The sequence below is a fragment of the Blautia sp. ZXY-1-B12 genome (assembly GCF_056339915.1).
Window position 1 is genome coordinate 45013 of record NZ_JBWJVP010000227.1, and the last position, 20118, is coordinate 65130.

Annotated in this window: 18 protein-coding genes; 16 read left to right on the forward strand and 2 right to left on the reverse strand. The window is 42.6% G+C overall.

The annotated features are described in order from the left end of the window. The first annotated feature begins 13 nt into the window (after nt 1–13). From mreB to AC075L_RS15520, 10 genes are all read left to right on the forward strand, one after another. Entirely contained in the window at nt 14–1003 is a 990-nt protein-coding gene (mreB, locus tag AC075L_RS15475) for a rod shape-determining protein (protein WP_008706145.1), read from the forward strand. Nucleotides 1004–1081: 78 nt separating this feature from the next. Then, nucleotides 1082–3346 carry an SF1B family DNA helicase RecD2 gene (recD2, locus tag AC075L_RS15480; protein WP_118569058.1) on the forward strand — a complete coding sequence of 755 codons (2265 nt, stop codon included), beginning with the start codon at nt 1082–1084 and terminating at the stop codon, nt 3344–3346. A 122-nt stretch (nt 3347–3468) separates the two neighbouring features. Further along, entirely contained in the window at nt 3469–4173 is a 705-nt protein-coding gene (locus tag AC075L_RS15485; protein WP_025578505.1) for a ComF family protein, read from the forward strand. A 143-nt stretch (nt 4174–4316) separates the two neighbouring features. Then, the gene (locus AC075L_RS15490) at nt 4317–4751 is read left to right on the forward strand and encodes a hypothetical protein (RefSeq protein WP_008706141.1); all 435 of its coding nucleotides are present in this window, start codon (nt 4317–4319) and stop codon (nt 4749–4751) included. Then, complete coding sequence (locus tag AC075L_RS15495; RefSeq protein WP_118569059.1) at nt 4748–5845, forward strand: hypothetical protein; 1098 nt, start codon at nt 4748–4750, stop codon at nt 5843–5845. Before AC075L_RS15490 ends, AC075L_RS15495 begins: the two co-directional genes overlap by 4 nt. 124 nt (nt 5846–5969) lie before the next feature. Beyond that, the gene (gene cdaA, locus AC075L_RS15500) at nt 5970–6860 is read left to right on the forward strand and encodes a diadenylate cyclase CdaA (RefSeq protein ID WP_055057595.1); all 891 of its coding nucleotides are present in this window, start codon (nt 5970–5972) and stop codon (nt 6858–6860) included. Beyond that, complete coding sequence (locus tag AC075L_RS15505; protein WP_008706136.1) at nt 6835–8157, forward strand: CdaR family protein; 1323 nt, start codon at nt 6835–6837, stop codon at nt 8155–8157. The genes cdaA and AC075L_RS15505 overlap by 26 nt, the downstream gene beginning before the upstream one ends. 52 nt (nt 8158–8209) lie before the next feature. Beyond that, nucleotides 8210–8473 carry an HPr family phosphocarrier protein gene (locus AC075L_RS15510; RefSeq protein WP_008706135.1) on the forward strand — a complete coding sequence of 88 codons (264 nt, stop codon included), beginning with the start codon at nt 8210–8212 and terminating at the stop codon, nt 8471–8473. 70 nt (nt 8474–8543) lie between these two features. Continuing rightward, nucleotides 8544–11159 carry a L,D-transpeptidase family protein gene (locus tag AC075L_RS15515; RefSeq protein ID WP_476387882.1) on the forward strand — a complete coding sequence of 872 codons (2616 nt, stop codon included), beginning with the start codon at nt 8544–8546 and terminating at the stop codon, nt 11157–11159. Between the two features lie 199 nt (nt 11160–11358). Then, nucleotides 11359–12816, forward strand: coding sequence for a glycoside hydrolase family 25 protein (locus tag AC075L_RS15520; RefSeq protein WP_008706131.1), 1458 nt, complete (start codon nt 11359–11361; stop codon nt 12814–12816). A 91-nt stretch (nt 12817–12907) separates the two neighbouring features. Here AC075L_RS15520 and AC075L_RS15525 read toward each other — a convergent pair whose 3' ends face one another. Further along, entirely contained in the window at nt 12908–13246 is a 339-nt protein-coding gene (locus tag AC075L_RS15525; protein ID WP_008706130.1) for an EamA family transporter, read from the reverse strand. Beyond that, on the reverse strand, nt 13239–13589 hold the full coding sequence (locus AC075L_RS15530; protein ID WP_008706128.1) for a hypothetical protein: 351 nt from the start codon (nt 13587–13589) through the stop codon (nt 13239–13241). Before AC075L_RS15530 ends, AC075L_RS15525 begins: the two co-directional genes overlap by 8 nt. Before the next feature lie 192 nt (nt 13590–13781). Between AC075L_RS15530 and AC075L_RS15535 the strand changes: the two genes are divergently transcribed. The 6 genes from AC075L_RS15535 (at nt 13782) to rfbC (ending at nt 20115) form a co-directional block, all read left to right on the forward strand. Further along, nucleotides 13782–14717, forward strand: a complete 936-nt coding sequence (locus AC075L_RS15535) for a glycosyltransferase family 2 protein (protein ID WP_008706126.1) — start codon at nt 13782–13784, stop codon at nt 14715–14717. Continuing rightward, a complete protein-coding gene (locus AC075L_RS15540; RefSeq protein WP_008706125.1) occupies nt 14717–15679 on the forward strand; it encodes a hypothetical protein in 963 nt (320 codons plus the stop codon). Before AC075L_RS15535 ends, AC075L_RS15540 begins: the two co-directional genes overlap by 1 nt. Continuing rightward, nucleotides 15676–16974 carry an ATP-grasp domain-containing protein gene (locus tag AC075L_RS15545; protein WP_020993493.1) on the forward strand — a complete coding sequence of 433 codons (1299 nt, stop codon included), beginning with the start codon at nt 15676–15678 and terminating at the stop codon, nt 16972–16974. Before AC075L_RS15540 ends, AC075L_RS15545 begins: the two co-directional genes overlap by 4 nt. Next, nucleotides 16967–18097 carry a dTDP-4-amino-4,6-dideoxygalactose transaminase gene (gene rffA / locus AC075L_RS15550; protein WP_055053014.1) on the forward strand — a complete coding sequence of 377 codons (1131 nt, stop codon included), beginning with the start codon at nt 16967–16969 and terminating at the stop codon, nt 18095–18097. The genes AC075L_RS15545 and rffA overlap by 8 nt, the downstream gene beginning before the upstream one ends. Before the next feature lie 85 nt (nt 18098–18182). Beyond that, on the forward strand, nt 18183–19484 hold the full coding sequence (locus AC075L_RS15555; protein ID WP_020993492.1) for a D-alanyl-D-alanine carboxypeptidase family protein: 1302 nt from the start codon (nt 18183–18185) through the stop codon (nt 19482–19484). A gap of 76 nt (nt 19485–19560) precedes the next feature. Further along, a complete protein-coding gene (gene rfbC, locus AC075L_RS15560; protein WP_008706119.1) occupies nt 19561–20115 on the forward strand; it encodes a dTDP-4-dehydrorhamnose 3,5-epimerase in 555 nt (184 codons plus the stop codon). The last annotated feature ends 3 nt before the right edge of the window (nt 20116–20118 follow it).

The window sequence follows — 20118 nt, forward strand, 5'->3', positions numbered from 1 at the left end:
AAAGGGGATTTCCATGCCGACAAGTGATATTGGGATTGACCTGGGAACCAGGAACAGTCTGGCTTATTCTACAGGAAAGGGGCTTGTGCTAAATGAGCCTTCGATCGTAGTTTATGATAAAAATACAGAGAAGATACGTGCGATCGGTGAAGAAGCCCGTCTGATGGAAGGGCGCATTACTTCAGATATGGAGATCATCCGTCCCATCAGACAGGGCGTGATCGTTGATTATACAGTTACAGAGAAGATGTTGAAATACTTTATATCCAGAGCAATAGGAAGAAGAGCTTTCCGCAAGCCCAGGATCAGTATCTGTGTTCCCAGTGGAATTACAGAGATTGAGAAAAAGGCAGTGGAGGAAGCAACCTATCAGGCTGGTGCCAGAGATGTCTATATGGTGGAGGAACCTATAGCTGCGGCAATCGGAGCCGGGGTGGATGTGACCAAGCCCTTTGGAAATCTGGTCGTAGACATTGGAGCCGGAACTTCGGATGTTGCGGTTATCTCTCTTGCGGGGGTTGTGGTTTCGGCTTCTGTGAAAGTTGCAGGGGACACTTTTAATCAGGCTATACTGAACTATGTGAGAAAGAATCATGGACTTTTTATCGGAGAAGATATGGCAGAGAAGATCAAAATTCAGATTGGTACGGCTATAGAGGAATCAAATCCGAGAACAATGGAAGTAAAGGGGAGAAATGTGATCACCGGTCTGCCGAAGACAGTGACACTTACCTCAGAAGAAATACGTGTGGCGTTAAAGGATGCTACAAGCCAGATTGTGGAGACTGTTCATGGAATTCTGGAAAAGACACCGCCGGAACTGGCTGCGGATATTGTAGACAGAGGAATCGTACTTACAGGCGGCGGTGCCCTTCTTCATGGGATGGATACACTGATCGAGCAGAGAACCGGAGTAAGTACACTGACTGTTCAGGATGCAATGAGCGTGGTCGCAGTGGGAACCGGTAAGTATGCAGAGGTAATGGCACGTTTTGACGGATAAAGCAGGAGGTACTGCACAGTGCAGTGCCTTTTTGCGTTGTCAGAGGCTCAAAGAAGCAGGAGGTGTGGAGAAAAGCACATGAGTGAAACTGTCACAGGATACATAGATCATGTTATTTTCAGAAATGAAGATAACGGATATACAGTTATGGTACTGAAAGGTACAAAAAAAGAGGAAGAGCTGACCTGCGTGGGAAGTTTCCCTGCGATCACACAGGGGGCATCTATTGAAGCAACCGGAGTATATATCCATCATCCGGTATATGGCAAACAGTTTCAGATCAGTTCTTTTACAGAGAAGATGCCGGAGGATACATATGGAATAGAACGTTATCTGGGTTCGGGCGCCATCAGGGGAATCGGTGCTGCACTGGCTGCCAGGATCGTGCGGAAGTTTGGAGATGACACACTCCGTATCGTAGAAGAAGAGCCGGAGCGGCTTGCAGAGGTAAAGGGGATCAGTGAGAAAAAAGCCCGGGAGATCGCTGCGCAGGTAAGTGAGAAGGCAGAGATGCGAAAAGTAATGATCTTTCTGCAGAAATATGGGATTTCCCTGAACCTGGGCGCAAAGATTTATCAGAAATATAAGGAATCTGTCTATACGATCCTTCAGGAGAATCCTTACAGACTTGCGGAAGATATTTCCGGTGTGGGATTTAAGATTGCTGATGAGATTGCTGCCAGAGTCGGTATTCACGCAGACTCAGATTACAGAATCCGCAGCGGAATGCTGTATACTCTTCTGCAGGCTTCGGGAGAAGGACATACTTATCTTCCGAGGGAACAGTTATTTACAAGATGTGCCAGACTTCTGGGAGTGGATGAATCCTATATGGAGAAACATCTTATGGATATGGTTATTGACAGGAAGCTGGTGCTGAAAGAAAAAAGCGGAGAAACTATCGTTTATCCGGCACAGTATTATTATCTGGAACTGAACACTGCCAGGATGCTTAATGAACTGAATATTGTGTGTCCTGAGGATAAAGAGCTTGTCAGGCACAGAATTGAGCTGATCGAGAAAGAGACAGGAACTGTTCTGGATGAAATGCAGAAGAAAGCAATCACTGAAGCAGCGGATCATGGACTCTTTATTCTTACAGGAGGCCCCGGTACAGGTAAAACGACAACGATCAATGCGATCATCCGCTTTTTTGAGGGAGAAGGTGCAGAGATTCGGCTGGCTGCACCTACCGGACGTGCTGCAAAGAGAATGACAGAGACTACCGGATATGAGGCGCAGACAATTCACCGTCTGCTGGAACTGAATGGAATGCCGGAAGAAGAGAGGGACGGGCATTCAGCTAAATTCGAGAGGAATGCACAGAATCCGCTGGAGGCAGATGTGATCATTATTGATGAAATGTCTATGGTGGATATTCATCTGATGCATTCTCTTCTTCTTGCAGTGGTAGCAGGAACCAGACTGATCCTTGTGGGGGACGAGAATCAGCTTCCGAGTGTAGGCCCGGGCAATGTGCTGAGAGATATTATCCGAAGCAGATGTTTCTCTGTAGTGGAACTGACTAAGATATTCAGACAGGCATCAGAGAGTGATATTGTTGTAAATGCTCATAAGATAAATAAGGGAGAACAGGTTCAGATCAATAATAAGAGCAGGGATTTCTTTTTTCTGAAGAGATATGATGCAGATATCATTATAAGAGTAGTGATCGCGCTGATCCAGGAGAAACTGCCGCGCTATGTAGATGCCAAACCCTTTGAGATACAGGTACTGACACCTATGAGAAAGGGACTTCTGGGAGTAGAGCGGCTGAACCAGATCCTGCAGAGATACCTGAATCCGCCGGAAGACGGGAAATCCGAGAGGGCGGTTGGAGACCGGCTGTTCCGCACAGGGGACAAGGTCATGCAGATCAGAAATAATTATCAGATGGAATGGGAAATCCGGGGACGATATGGGGTTGTCATTGAGAAAGGCGTGGGAGTATTTAACGGAGACACCGGAATCCTCAGGGAAATCAATGAATTTGCTGAGACAGCAGAAGTGGAATTTGAGGATGGACGTTTTGCAATGTACTCGTTCAAACAGCTGGAGGAACTGGAACTTGCATATGCTATTACAATCCACAAGTCTCAGGGATCTGAGTATCCGGCAGTCATACTTCCATTACTTTCCGGACCACAGATGCTTTTAAACAGGAACCTTCTTTATACCGCAGTTACCAGAGCAAGAAAATGTGTGACGGTTGTGGGAAACGAGGAGACCTTTGCAGAGATGATACACAATGAAAAACAGCAGAAGAGATACAGTGCACTGGATGAACGGATCAGAGAACTGAGTGAGACTACAGGGGATAATAATACAGATGGTGAAGAATGATATTGCAGACTGTGATCTGATGACTGAATAATAACAGAGAAAAAATTTATTCCGATAATATGAGAAAAACAGAAATACAGAGGATAGCAAAACAAAGAGTAAAATAGTGGAAGGAAATGGAAATGAAACGGTTTCTGAACATGGTAGCTGATATTTTTTACCCGAGATGCTGTCCGGTCTGTCAGAAAATACTGGCAGATCAGCGAAGGATGATCTGTCCGGAATGCGAGAAAGAACTTCGTCCGATTGGTCATCCCAGATGTTATAAATGTGGAAAACCCATAGAAACAGGGGAATACTGCAGAGACTGTCAGAAACACAGGCATGTGTATGAACAGGGAAGAGGTATTTTTGTCTATGATGGCATAATGAGAAGATCTGTTACCAGATATAAGTACTATGGATGCAGAGAATACGGTGATTTTTATGCCAGAGCAATGTATCGATATGCGCAGAAAGAATTGCGGGAATGGAAGCCGGATCTGATTGTGCCGGTTCCCGTACACAGGTCGAAGGAGCGGCAGAGAGGTTTTAATCAGGCTGCATATCTGGCGGAGAAACTCGGTCATTATACCGGGATTTCCACAGATGTCAATATTGTGCAGAAAGTTTTAAAGACAAAGTCGCAGAAAAAACTGAATGCTTTGCAGAGAAGAAAAAACCTGGAAAAAGCGTTCTGCGTGACCGGAGATGTCAGGGGAAAGAATATCCTGGTGATAGATGATGTGTATACAACAGGAAGTACGATCGATGCAATGGCCGGATGCCTGAAGAGAAAAGGTGCCGGAAATGTTTATTTTCTTACGGTTTGCATAGGCAGGAGATAAGAAAAAATACTTTTCATACATAATGATATATGTTACAATTAATCTGTATGATTATATGAATGATATCAGGTTGTTGCTGAGAACAGAGTGAACAGTAATAGCGGATTATAGCAAAAGGAAAAGCATACAGTAAGGAGTAATTTATGTTAAATGAAGAGAAGATAAAAATCATGAATAAACTTGCCATGTATGAACAGGGTGAAGGAAAGAAATATCTTCCGGTCAGCAGGTACTACCGTAGTGATTATATCGGACTTGCCATGATTAAGAATTTTTTCCTTGTTACGATTGGGTATTGCCTGATTCTGGCCGGTATCGCAGCATATTTTGCTGAATATCTGATAGATAATGTTCATAAGATGAACCTTGTTTCACTGGGCGTGGAAGTTATTCTGGGGTATGTGGCAGTGCTGGTACTGTTTTCTGTCCTGACATATATCCAATATACGGTGAAATACCACAAAGCAAAGAAAAGTGTGAAAAATTATTATGAAGAACTTACACAATTAAGTAAAATCTACGGTCGCGAAGATAAAAAATCTTCAGCCAGAGGAGTTACAGGAGGATATAAAAAATGACAGCATTACTCGAATTAAAACAGCGAATAAAGAATTTATACAGCCAGTATGAGATTTATATCCTGCCTGTCTTACGTTTCGTTCTGGCAATGGTTTATTTCATATGGATCAATACCAATATGGGATATATGAAGCAGATCGATAATATATTTATTGTTCTGATCCTTGCACTGATCTGTTCCATTCTTCCTTCAGGTGTAATGATTTTTGTAGGATTTGCCCTGATGGTCGCACATGGTTATGCACTGGGGATAGAAGTTGCAGGTTTTATGCTTGTGCTGATCCTGTTTATGGCAATTCTCTTCCTGAGATTCAGTTCAGACAATAATTTAGTACTTGTATTTACACCGCTTTCCTTTGGGTTCAGTGTTCCGACGCTTCTTCCTATCGGAAGCGGACTTTTGTGCAATGCGTTTTCTGCGCTTCCTGCAGGCTGCGGAGTGATTATTTACTATTTTATCCGTTTTATACGTGTACAGCATAAACTTCTGGAGAACTCGGATGTTGCCATAGCTGACAAATTAAAACTTCTGACAGATGGAATCGTGCAGAACTGGGGAATGTGGATCACAGTGATTGCCTTTATCGCAGTGATTCTGCTGGTGAATCTGATACGTACCCGCTCTTTTGACTATGCATGGAGAATTGCCATTATTGCAGGTGGAGTTGTGTATGTTCTGATGATTATTGCAGGTGGATTTTATTTTAGACTGGATATTGATGTTGTTACGCTGATCATTTATACAGTGATCTCTGTGGTGATAGGATTACTTCTTGAATTCTTTGTATTTGGTGGTGACTATACCCGTACCGAGAGACTGGAATATGAGGATGATGAATATTATTATTATGTAAAAGCAGTGCCGAAAGCCTGTGTCACAACATCTGAAAGAAGTATAAAGAAGATTAACGGAAGTTCTGCAAAGGATGAAAGACCGGCACAGGATAACGTTGTTTCTTATGCGAATCCTATTTTTCATGGTGATGAGAAAGCAGTGACGACAGATGAGGCTGCAGCACCTGTAGAGAGAAAGAAAGATATTGACAGCGTGGATTTTGAGAAGAAACTGGAAGAATCATTAAAAAATCTGTAAAAAGCAGTTTCCGGTAACGATGAGACAAAATCGTTACTGTGAACGGAGTGAACAGTAACACAAAATCCACTGAAAACATTTTCAACGATAAGGTATATAAAAATGATAAGGAAAGGAGAGCCATATGCAGGAATTTTCAGGAAATTTGATAGAGACATTATCAAGACTGGCATTTCCTAAGATTGGGATTATAGATATCATACAGATTGCACTGATCGCTTTTTTTGTATATCAGTTCATGGTATGGATCAAATATACTCATGCATATACACTTCTGAAAGGAATACTGGTCGTTCTCCTCTTCATTCTGATCGCGTATATTTTCAGGATGAATACGATTCTGTGGATTTTTTCAAATCTGGCAAGTACACTGATCGTAGGTGTGATCGTTATTTTTCAGCCGGAGCTCAGAAAAGTTCTGGAACAGCTTGGACAAAAGCGGATCATGGCTTCACTGATACCTTTTGATGCAGGTAAAGAGGTGAAGGAAAGATTTACGGATAAAACCATCAGTGAGCTGGTCAAAGCATGTTTTGATATGGGAGAAGTTAAGACCGGAGCACTGATCGTAATTGAGCAGAATGAGCTGCTGACCGATTATATAAGAACAGGTATTAATCTGGATGCAATCCTTACCAGTCAGCTTCTGATCAATATATTTGAACATAACACACCACTTCATGACGGAGCTGTTATTGTAAGAGAGAACAGGATTGTGGCTGCAACATGCTATCTTCCACTGTCTGATAATATGGAACTGAGCAAACAGCTTGGAACGCGGCACAGGGCAGGTGTGGGGATCAGTGAGCAGACAGATTCTGTTACGATCATTGTATCAGAGGAAACCGGTCAGGTATCTGTAGCGCAGGGAGGAAAGCTGACCAGAGGTGTAAACAGTGCAAAACTCAGAGAAATCCTGGTCAGAGCGCAGAATAAGCAGGTTGTAGACAACAGCAAACTTCGCCATTTACTGAAAGGAAGAGTGAAGCATGAAGAAGCGAAAAATAACAGATAATATACCTCTGAAAATCATGTCTGTCGCAATAGCTGTTGTGCTATGGCTGATCGTTGTAAATATAGATAATCCGACAGGAACCAATTACTATACGCTCAATGATGTGGAACTGATCAACAAGGAATATGTGGAATCTTCAGATACCATCGGTAAGATGTGTATGCCGGAACAGAACCAGGATTCCATAAAAGTTGCGATCACTGCAACTAAGAAGATCAGAGACAAGATTAAAGTCACAGACATCTCTGCGGTAGCTGATCTTCAGCAGGCGGTAAGCCTGGATACAAATCCGGTTATGGTTCCTATTACCGTTACCTGTTCTGTACCGGGGGTATCTCCCAGTGATATCAAAGTTACTCCTCAGAATCTCAGTGTAAATCTTGATGAAAAAGAGACACAGGAGTTTGTGGTAAATGTCAGCAGAGGTGATACGAAACCGGGCAAAGATTATGAAGTAGGAAGTCTGACTGCCAGTCCGGAGAAAGTAAGGATTACAGGCCCGAAGACGCTGATCAATAAAATAGATAAGGTAAATGCTTCCATTGAACTGGATGGGAATACAGAGGATTTTACACAGGATGTAAACCTTACGATCATTGATAAGAATCAGGAGGTACTTACCGATTCTGAAATGAATTCATTGCGGATTGAGAATAATGCAAAAGTAACAGTGACTGCCAAATTATGGAAAATCCGTCAGGGAGTGCAGATATCTGCAGATTATGTAGGGACACCGGCTGAAGGATATCAGGTTGGGGCTGTGAGAACAGTGCCGGATACGATCAGTGTAGCAGGCAGTGCAGAAGGTCTTGAAAGTCTTGCGGATAATAATAATGTGATCACTATACCGGAAGACAGTATTGATATTTCCGGTGAATCCGAAGATGTGGAGAAAAAAATCAGTCTTACGAATCTTCTGCCGGACAATGTGAAACTTACCAGTGACTCCAGTGAAGATGTATGGGTAACTGTAAGTATTCTTCCGGCCGGAAGCAGAGAGTTTGAATTTCCGACTAAGAATATAGAGGTTAAGAATAAACCGAAAGATCTGCAGGTAACATTTGAGACTGCACAGATAGAAGTGCGGATCAAATCAGATAACAAAGATCTGGATGATCTGAATAATGACAAAGACATTAAGGCATCTATAGATCTGGATGGCAAAAAAGAAGGAAGTTATGAAGTCCCGGTTGAGATAGTCTTGCCGGATGGTTATGAGACAGTGGAAGATGTGACTACGGAAGTAGTGATTTCATCAGGGACTGCTGTTGATGACAGTAAGGAAAACAAGGAATAAAAGAATTCTCCACTTACAGAAGGGGTAGTAACAATATAAGAGGAACAGTGAAATGGTCAGTAAAAAAGTGACAGTTAAAAATCCCACAGGTCTTCATCTGAGACCTGCGGGGATTTTGTGCAATGAGGCAATGAAATACCAGTCACAGATAACATTTGTCTACGATGGGGGCATGGCAAATGCAAAGAGTGTATTGAGTGTACTTGGTGCATGCGTAAAATGCGGAAATGAGATAGAACTTACCTGTGAAGGTGTTGATGAACAGGAAGCCCTGGATCATCTTGTTACTGCTATTGATAGCGGCCTTGGCGAGTAGAAAGCTGCTGTGCACAAACAGAGTGAACAGTAACCATAAAGTAACATGACTAAAAGAGGAGGAACTTATTGTGAAAAGAAGATTAGTTGCGGTTACATTGAGTCTTATTATGACAATGGCAACTGTCAGTGAAGCAGGTGCTGCTGCATTTACTTCACCTGATACAGCTCCGGCTGTTGCCACACAGACAGATGCAGAAAAAGTAAATGTTACAGAAGAAACTTCTGAAACAGGAACTTCTGAAACAGAAACCTCTGAAACAGAAGCAGACGCTTTTTCAGATGGAGATGATGGGACAGCAGTACCATCACAGGAACAGACAGACGACGCATTTACAGCGGGAACGGATACGGCTGCTGCATTGCCGGACGAGACGCCGTCAACAGCAGATGCTACGGATGCCGTTGGAGCCGCTGTAGTGAAAGCTGAGGACTGGGTAAGCACAGAGAATGGCTTTAAACTGCGCAAACCTGCAAAAAATCAGGATACAGCAAATACAGATGATCAGGAAGCAGCAACAGTAGCACTACCCGATGAGGAGATGCCGTCTGAGACTGACGGATTCTCAGGAGATCAGACAGAATCATCTGAAACAGCAGTGGCTGAAACAGATACAACAGCTGTGACAGCAGAGGTTACAGCAATGGAAACACCAGCAGCAACGGATACAGTGTCTGTAACAAATGAAGAATTTTATACAGCGGCAGACGGAATTGTAAAGATCAGCACAGAGTATAAAGGGGAAACCCATACAGGATATTATCTGTTTGATGAAGAGGGAATCCTTGTAACTGGACAGGCTGAGGTAAAAGAAAAATCTTCAGCTGATGAAGAACCGACATCAGATGCAGCTCAGTCAGCAGGAGAAGATGCCACAGGGGAAGAAACAGAAGCCCAGGCAAATCAGTCCTATTTTACAACTGCAGATGAGGCTGTTGTTTATACCGGATGTGAAGGAGAAGCGATAACTCCATATACATCTACAGTAGGCCAGCAGGAGAAGAGTGTATGGAAATGGACAGGAACATATTTCCAGTACTACGATGAGAATGGTAATCTGGAGACAATTGCACAGCTTGAAGCGAAAGCAAAAGCAGAAGGTACATATACCGGATATTTCAAGATCAATGAGGATTATTACTGCCTCGATCCTGAAGGTAAGCCACAGACAGGAGAGATCACCCTCACAGTTAACGGCGAATCAAACCTGTATTATTTTGATCCTGCAAGCAGCGACATCCCCGGAAAAATGTTCCACAATGGATGGCTTCGCTCAGATACCACTAAGGGAGAGCGCTGGCTGTATTTTAAAAAGGGAAGTGTTCCGGCAGATATAGGTAAATATTATAAGCGTGGCGTAGTTGCCACAGCTATTCCGGAGAAAGGAACCGGAAGTTATTTGCTGGATGCCAATGGATATGTTCTGAAATCAGTGATAAAGAAGGCTCAGAATGGTGCATATTACTGTACCGACAGTAACGGCCAGATTTATAGAAATAAACTTGTAAAATACGGCAATTTCAGATATTATTTTGGTTCAAACGGAAAGCGGGCAACCTGGACAAAGAGATGGGCAAAAGCAGGCGATCATTACTATTACTTTGGAAGTACTCCGGGTCGTGTTGTTGAGAAACATGGCTGGCAGAAACTTGTCAGCACCAGTGGCAAATTCCTTGGCTGGCTGTATTTTGATTCCAAGGGAAATCATTATACGGATAAGTGGACTTCCGCAGGTTATTATTTTAAACCATCAGGAAAGCTTGCAAGCGGTTTGACAGAAATCGATGGAAAGAAATATATATTTGAATCATCTACATCCGCAGAACACAAAGGTAAAGTATATAAGAGCACAATGGTGCGCTATAAAAAGAAATGGTATATCGCATCCTCTAAGGGAAGCCTGTATAAGAGCGGATGGAGAAAATACAGCGGCAATTACTATTATCTTAAAGAATGTGTGGTTCAGACAAATCAGTTTATGAAAAAGAATGGAGTAAACGGTTATCTGGATGCAAACGGTAAATATACAAGAGGATGGGTAATTGTAAGTAATGCTAAAAACCTGGTGAGATATATCGATCCGTCAGGAAACGGATTTGCAAGAAATAAGAGTATGAGAGTTAATGGAATTCTGTATTACTTTGACCGTAACGGATACCGTATCACTGATCTGACAAACAGATACAGAGGACCGTATTCTGTTCAGGTGGACAGAGTAAACGGAGTTATGACTGTTTATGCTGATTCAGCCAGAACAATTCCTGTTAAGACGATCAGGGTATCTGTAGGTTTAGCAGGAACACCAACTCCGACCGGTAACTTTACACTGAGCAGAAGCCTGAGGTGGCAGCCTCTTATGGGACCATCCTGGGGACAGTATGGAACTCATGTAGACGGTGCCGGACAGGGAGGAATCTTTGTTCATTCTGTAGCCTGCGGCCAGGCAAACTCATATAATCTTCCGGCAGTAGAGTACAATAAGCTTGGATCTCCCGCATCACATGGATGTATCAGAACCTGTGTGGCAGATGCGAAGTGGGTTTATGAGAACTGTAATGGCGCACCGATCAGTATTATTGATGGTAAATATAAAGCAGATGATGCAATGAAAGGACCTCTTGGAAAGAAAGCACTGACTCCGTTAAGAGGAGCTGCTAATTTTGATCCTACAGATCCGGCTGTCTGATCCGGATATTTCTGCCAGGATAAATAAACATAATTGCTTATAGAAACGAAATATGCAAAACGGCTGCACAGAGCAAGAAATGTGCAGCCGTTTTTGGGTATATATCAGGGATTATCTTGCGAAAATGTAATATAGTGTGTATAATATGTTAATAGTATTGTAATAAAATGGACGTTTATTAGAAGACAGGAGTAGAAAGATGAAAAGAGATTTTTTAAAAATCAGAAAAAGGCTTATTGTTGGTTGTCTGGCAGCTGCGATAGCTGTAGCGCAGCCTGTAAGCTCTGTTTTTGCAAATCCGCATTATGACAGACGTGATACAGTGGCTGAGGAGGAATTTATTTATTCTGCAAGAACTTCCGGTACAGAGTCATCAAGAAAAAAAGTGAACTCCAAAGCATGGAAAAAGATCAACGGTGTCTGCTATAACGGAAGTGGTGAAATCATTCCGGGTGCGATAACCAGAGGCATGGATGTCTCTGAATGGCAGGGCAATATTGACTGGAAACAGGTAAAGAGGTCTGATATAGATTTTGCGTTTGTCCGGATCTCCTATGGCCTGACTCACGAAGATTATACCTATGATGAGAATATGACAAATGCAGAACTTGCCGGAGTACCCACAGGCACCTATGTGTACAGTACAGCCTTATCGACAACTACCGCATTAAAGGAAGCACAGCTTGCCATCAGCAAAATGCAGGGTTACAAGGTTTCCTATCCGGTCGTATATGATCTGGAGTATGCAAAAGCAAGTAAGCTTTCTGCAAAAACAGTCTCAGAGATGGCACTGACCTTCTGCAATGAAGTGCGCAGGGCCGGATATTATCCAATGGTTTACTGCAATACCAACTGGTATGATAATTACATAGACTGGTCCTTATTATCAGGAGTGGATGTATGGATCGCAAGATATGGGGACACGATTCAGGCACCTGATAAGGAACGGTACAATTATACAATATGGCAGTCCACAGACGGTAACCGGGAAAGCGGACTGAATAGTACCAGCGGACTGGTAGCAGGAATTCCTGCAGGCAATGATGTTGATATGGATTTTGGCTATGTGGACTATACAAAGAAAATTACGCCGAGATGGAAATCTCTGCATTCCTATGTTCCGGCAATGAAACCCGATACAGGCAGCAATGATGGAAGCCAGGAACAGACAGGACTTCATCAGGAAAATGGAAAATACTATTATGTCAATGAAAATGGCGAACGTGTGTCAGATCAGTGGGTAACTGTAAATGGAAAGACCTATTATATCAGTTCTGATGGTTATGCTCTGATGGGAATGAAGAAAGTAGACGGGAAATGTTACTGGTTCCATACAAAATCCGGATATATGTTTAAAAACCGCCGCGTGACCAGATCTACCGGCGATATCTACTATTTTGGAAGCGACGGTGTACGTTGCGAGAATGGAATGTACAAAGTCAGGGAAAAAAGTGGGGAGCACACCTATTATTTCCGGAAAAACGGAAAAGCGTATAAGGGATGGCTGACACTGAATGGTAAAAAATACTATTTTTACAAAGGCAGTTCCGCACTTTCCGGTACGCGTGCCGAGAACATTACACTGACCAGTTCCAACAGGATTGTATCTGTGTTTGATGGAAATGGAGTGTGTACCAGACAATATAAAAAGCGGTAAAAAATATTGAAACATATAAAAAGATCCTGCAGCTGTGGCACTGATGGAAATTCTGCAACAGCTTCGGGATCTTTTTATGAAATTGCCGTAATTAAAGCGTATAGATCAGGATACCTGCAATGATGATCAGGTTTCCCATGATTTTTCCTTTCGTGATTTTTTCCTTCAGAATGAAATGAGAGAGAAGCAGGACAAACACATAGGCGGCAGTATCAATGACAGGACCATAGCGCATATCTACTTTTGTATAACACCATGTATTGAGGAGGAGGATCAGCATATATATGGTGTATGAGAGAATCACCCGGAAATTGAGATATTCCCTGATTCGGTTTTCGTATTTGATATTTGCGCTCTGTTTCAGAAGTATCTGTGAAACAGCGGAAAAAAATGTTCCGCTCAACATGATTAAAATAAATGTTCTATTCATATCTCTGCACCGTCCATACTCCAAATAAAACCACCAGAATACCTATGATATTCTGAATGGAAAGATTTTCATGAAAGATCAGCACTGCCCATATCTGCGACCACAGAAGATAAACACTTTTATTGGCATAGGCAGTAGACAAAGAGAATTTCTTGATGACCTGCTGCCAGGTGATGGCGTAGATTCCGCAGTTGGCTACCATCAGGAACAGGAACAGGTAAAGCAGAGGACTGCTGAGACCATGTTTATTATACTGAACAGATGCAGCTTTGGAAAAAACACTTGTCAGTGAAAACAGCAGGATATTCAGATGAAGTTGTATGTAGTCTTTGAGTTTTGACATAATACCTCCGGGCGATAATGGTATTTTACGGATTTCATCCAATAGAGCGTGTCTGAAAGCTGTCGGACAGTAACTATTTTACATAAAAAAGCAGGGAAGTCAAGGTTTGTGCAGCAGGAATCTTGAAAAGAAATGTTGAAAATGATATGATAAAAATGATTGCAAAAAGATGAAAAGAGAAAGGAAAAGCATATGAGCTTATATTCAGTGGTTGTTCCTGTATATAATTCTGAACATACACTGGGAGAACTATATACCCGTTTGGAGAAAGTATTCCGGGAAACTCTTAAAGAAGACTTTGAACTGATCCTGGTAGATGACGGATCAAAGGACAGATCTTATGAGATCATGACGGAACTCAGAGAAAAGGATCACAGGGTACGGATCATACAGATGGCCCGTAACTTCGGACAGCATCCGGCACTTCTGTGTGGATTTGCACATGTAAAAGGAGAGTTTGTGGTAACAATGGATGATGACCTTCAGCATCAGCCGGAGGAACTTCCGAAGATGGTCAGAACCATGCAGGAGAGACCGGATGTGGATGTTATCATTGCAAGCTATGAAGGAAGAAAGCATGGTCCGATACGCAAACTGGGAACGAAATTTTCTGTATGGGCAACTTCAAAGATGCTGGGAAAAGATCCGGATCTTCAGATCACCAGTTACAGGCTGATCCGCAGATTCCTTGTGGATGCCATGGTAAAAACAAATACATATCTTCCACAGATTGGAAACCTTCTGATCAGGAGTTCTAACCGTATTATTAATGTTCCGGTTCAGCATGCAGACAGAGCTTACGGAAAAAGCGGTTATTCCTTTAAGAGACTGCTGAAAGATCTGATTTATGATATCACGACACATACTGCATTTCCCCTTCTGCTGGTGAGAAATATCGGAATTGTCAGTTTCCTGATAAGTGTAGTTCTGTCGGTCTGTTATCTGGTAAGATATTTTACACTGGGCATATCTGTGCAGGGCTGGACTTCGCTGATGCTGGTTATGCTGGCGTTTTTTGGACTGATTTTGTTATCGATCGGAATTATGGGAATCTATTTAATGAATATTCTTAATGAGGCAAAAAAAATGCCCCATTATGTAATACGTCGGGAGGATACGGACGAATAATGAAGGAAATTGGCGGATATTTTCAGCTGGAAGAGATGCCGGGAGAGGAATATTATCCTGACCTGTACAGGGTCAATCTTGGAAGAACCGCACTGCTGTGGCTTTTGAAGAGCCGCAGGTGCAGGAAAATCCTATTACCGTATTTTCTGTGTGGATCAGTGGTGCATACCTGTCAGGAAAATCAGATAGAGACAGAATTTTATCATCTGAATGAGAAACTGGAAGTTCTGTATCCGAAAGAACAGCTTCCGGAAGGGGAATATCTTTATCTGGTTAATTACTATGGTCAGCTGTCTGATTCCCGGATATCAGAGTATAAAAAGATTTACGGAAACATCATAGTGGACCATACCCATGCATTTTTTCAGAAACCATTAAAAGGGATAGATACACTGTATTCCTGCAGAAAATTCTGGGGTGTCAGCGATGGCGCATATCTGTCAACAGATACCAGCCTGACAGAAAATAAGACTGTCGATTATTCTGCAGAGCGTATGAAACATATTCTGGGGCGTTATGAGCATAATGCCGGAACCTACTACAAAGATATGCTGGAAAATGCGGCAAAATATGACGGGATGGAGCTTCGGCAGATGTCAAAGCTTACACAGAATCTTCTGAAAGCTGTGGATTATGACAGAGCAAAGAAAAAAAGGGAAGAAAACTACCGGATTCTCGGAGAACTGCTTCCATCGGAAAGTATATTTAATCAGACTGTGCCGGAGGGACCTTTTGCATATCCGTATTTCCACGCTGATGGAATGAAACTTCGCAGATATCTTGCCGAAAAGAAGATATTTGTGCCGACTTACTGGAAAAATATAATTGAGAACTCTGAGACAAAAAGTCTGGAATATACCTGGGCTGCCAATATTCTTCCGTTGCCCTGCGATCAGCGTTACAGCGTGGAGGATATGAAATATATGGCTTCGGTTGTCAGAGAATGTGAGGAACGGATATGAAACATAAAGTGTTGATTCTGGGAACGCTCGGAGAATTTACAGAGCTGGTAAAGAAAGCAAAAGAGAAAGGTTATGAGACTGTTGTGTGCGACGGATATGCAGATGGTATTGCCAGAACGTATGCAGATAAGGCTTATACCATTCCTGTAACAGATGTAGATGCTATTGCCCTGATGTGCAGGGAAGAAGGTGTGGACGGGATCATCACATCATTTTCAGATCTGCTCCTGGAGTGTATGGTTAAAATTGCAGACAAAGCAGGACTGCCCTGTTATCTGAAACCGGAACAGCTTTCCTGGTACAGGGATAAATCGGCATGCCGGGATGTTCTGGACAAGCTTGGACTGCCGGCACCGGGATTTCGGAAAATATCTGTGGAACTGCTGAAACAGGGATCAGAAGAAGAAATACAACAGAGTATTGCAAATCTGCAGTATCCTCTGATCAGTAAACCTCTGGATAAATATGGTTCAAGAGGAATCTTTATTATTCATCATTCAGATGAAGTCAGAAAAAAAGCCCTGCAGACAGCGGAATATACGGACTGTCAGGAAATTCTGGTTGAGGAATACAATGACGGTTATGAGTTTAACATGATGACATGGGTAATGGATGGGAAAGTCAATGTGATCAGTATTGCAGATCGTGAGAAAACGGAAATGGAAGAGGGAATGCTTCCGCTCAGCACACGAAATGTTTATCCATCCCGTTTCCTAGCGGAGGTCGAAAAAAGTGCCACAGATATTCTGCAGAATTATATCCGCTATACCGGACAGACGGAAGGTGCATTATCCATGCAGTTTTTCTGGAAACCTGGCAGGGGCATTCAGGTATGTGAGATTGCAGGACGTTTCTTTGGATATGAACATGAGCTGACAGATATGGTTTATGGATTTCAGACAGAGGAACTGCTGCTGGATTATCTTTATGAAAAAGACCGGATAAAGGAGATGTTTGACCGTCATGATATTTATCATCCGGTAAAATATGGGGCTGTACTGTATTTTCAGGGACGACAGCTTCAGATTGCAGATCAGACGGCAGCCTGTGAGCTTGCAAAAGAAAAATGCGTTGTAAAACCCTGGATTTTTTATAAAGAAGGCGAACATGTGATAGAATATGGGCCGAATCCATATCTTGCATTGTATTATATAGAAACAGAAAACCGCAGGCAGCTGGAGATGGAGACTGAGAAATTTTTCAGTGAGATGAGTATCCGGGATCCGGAGGGAAGAGAAGTTGCCTACAGAAATAAGATACCGGAATACGAGAAGGAAAAGAAAACAGATGATTGATTTTAACAGACCTGCTTTTACAGGCAGGGAATTTGATTACATACGTGATGCGGTACAGAGAGGAATGCTCTGTGGGGATGGAGAATATACGAAAAGATGTTCTCGGTGGATGATGGATAAATTTCATGTAAATCATGTAATGCTTACCACATCCTGTACCCATGCTCTGGAGATGGCAGCCCATCTTTGCGACATTAAGCCCGGTGATGAGGTGATCATGCCGTCCTATACATTTGTTTCAACCGCAGATGCCTTTGTGTTAAAGGGAGCAAAGATTGTATTTGTTGATATCAGACCGGATACAATGAATATTGATGAGAAACTGATCGAGGCGGCAGTGACTGAGAAAACAAAAGTGATCGTCCCGGTCCACTATGCAGGGGTTGCCTGTGAGATGGATACCATTATGGAGATTGCAAAAAAATACAATCTGAAGGTTGTTGAAGACGCTGCGCAGGGAGTAGATGCCTGTTATAAGGGAAAAGCTCTTGGTACCATTGGAGATTTTGGGTGTTACAGTTTCCATGAGACAAAGAACTATACTATGGGAGAGGGCGGTGCAATCCTTTTTAACAGGGATGAATATCTGGAGAAGGCAGAGATCCTGAGAGAAAAGGGAACTGACAGAAGTAAGTTTTTCCGCGGACAGGTTGACAAGTACCGCTGGATAGATTATGGTTCTTCCTATCTTCCAAGTGAACTGAATGCAGCATATCTTTATGCACAGCTGGAAGCAAGAGATCAGATTTTTGCCAAAAGAATGGAGATATACAATTATTATCATAAAAATCTGGCTCATCTTGCACAGGAAGGTAAGATCGAACAGCCTTATGTGCCGGAGGAATGCAGCCACAATGCCCATATGTATTATATCAAGGTGCGTGATATACAGGTAAGAACCCGGCTGATTGCTTACCTTCGGGAAAAAGGAATCTGCAGCGTATTTCATTACGTGCCTCTTCATTCTGCACCTGCGGGACAGAAATTTGGAAGATTTTCAGGGGAAGATGTTTATACTACAAAGGAAAGTGAACGTCTGTTGAGACTGCCGATGTTTTATAATCTGGATATGGAGGATGTGAAGTATATCACAGATACCATAGCTTCTTTTGACGGATTCTGATAATCGTGTGCCGCAAGTTTGTTTCAGGAATCAACCTGTCGGTACATCGGACGGAAAACAGAGACATATATTAAGAGGAAATATTATGAAAAAATGGAAATATTTATTAAAGGTTGTTATGGCTGTGGGAGTCATTGCAATGACTGCTGTTCAGATCTGCACTGCTGCGGAAGGAACTGCGCAGGCTGCTGTTTCAGAGGTTACACCCGTATCCATTTCAACTAATGAGATTTCAGGCTGGCCTGCAGGTCCTGAGATCACATCTGAGACAGGGGTACTGATGGATGCAGACAGCGGAACTCTTCTGTACAGCAAGGGCGGAGATGAAATCCGTTATCCGGCAAGTATTACCAAAATCATGACACTGCTTCTGGCGGTGGAGAACTGTTCCCTGAAAGAAGATGTTGTCTTTACGGAAACAGGAACACGTGATATCAGTTGGGATTCCGGCAATATTGGAATGCAGGTGGGAGAAGTGATGAGCATGAGAGCATGCCTTTATGCACTTGTGATCCGCTCTGCAAACGAGGTCGCAGCCCAGATTGCAGAACATGTAGGCGGCACAGAGCAGCACTTTGTAGATATGATGAATGAACGTGCGGCACAGATCGGATGCACGAATACACATTTTGTAAACGCCAGTGGTCTTCCGGATCCTGATCACTATTCTACTGCACATGACATGGCGTTGATCATGCGGGAAGGTCTGAAGAATAAAAAATTCCGCAGGATCATCGGTGCTACAGATTATACGATCAAACCTACGAACATGAACAGTGAGCCAAGGGTACTGCATACGCATCATCCGATGCTTGCCCCGGAGAGCAGTTATCATTATGATGGCTGTATTGGCGGCAAGACAGGATATACCAGTGAGGCCGGAAACACTCTTGTGACAGCAGCAGGGAAGAATGGAACTACCTATATTACAGTGACAATGAAGGCGGCAGACCTTGCAGTTGCCAGTACGGATTCCACAGCACTGTTCAACTATGGTTATCAAAATTTCACAAAAGCACAGGTAAATGGTGGAGAAGTATCAGTTCCAAACGGAGTGACTGTGGATAACCTGACTGTTCAGGAGAATTCACAGAATGGAAATACAGTAGATGATTACTATTATAATGATTATCTTTTGGGAAGCGTTGAAGTTCCGGAAGCTACACCTACACCGGAACCTGCAGTGGATGCCCTTTCTGATACATCCGGAGGAAATACGGATCAGGCGGATCAAAATGAGAAAGCAGATACTGTCGGAGAAGAAAAAACTTCTGCGGGGATGCCGGAACTGCGAAAAATACTTCTGATCATAGGAGCGGCAATGCTTCTTCTTATTATCATTCTGAGCATTGCACTTGCAAAAAAGGAAAAAAGATATTATGGCTAAGTCTGCATATCATGTGGATTTATGCGAACAGATATAACAGAAACACAGAGAAAGCTAAAGAAAAGAGGAAAATAAAATGGGAAAAATCAAAGTTACAGAATGTGGTGGAATTAAGGGATTAAAAGTGGTAGAACCTACAGTTTTCGGAGATGCCAGAGGATATTTCATGGAAACCTACAATTACAATGATTTCAAAGAAGCAGGAATTGATGTCGAATTTGTACAGGATAATCAGTCAAGCTCACATAAGGGTGTACTTCGCGGACTTCATTTCCAGATCAATTACCCACAGGATAAACTGGTACGTGTTGTAAATGGTGAGGTATTTGATGTGGCGGTAGATCTTCGTGAAGGCTCAGAAACATATGGAAAATGGTTTGGAGTCGTACTTTCTGCTGAAAACAAGAAACAGTTCTTCATTCCGAAAGGATTTGCACATGGTTTTCTTGTACTTTCCGAGCATGCGGAATTTGTTTACAAATGCTCTGATTTCTATCATCCAAATGATGAGGGCGGCCTGATCTGGAACGATCCGGATATCGGAGTTGAATGGCCGATTCCGGAAGGAATGGAATTAAGCTTTTCTGACAAAGATACCAAATGGGGAAGCTTTAAAGAGTACCGTAAATAGGAG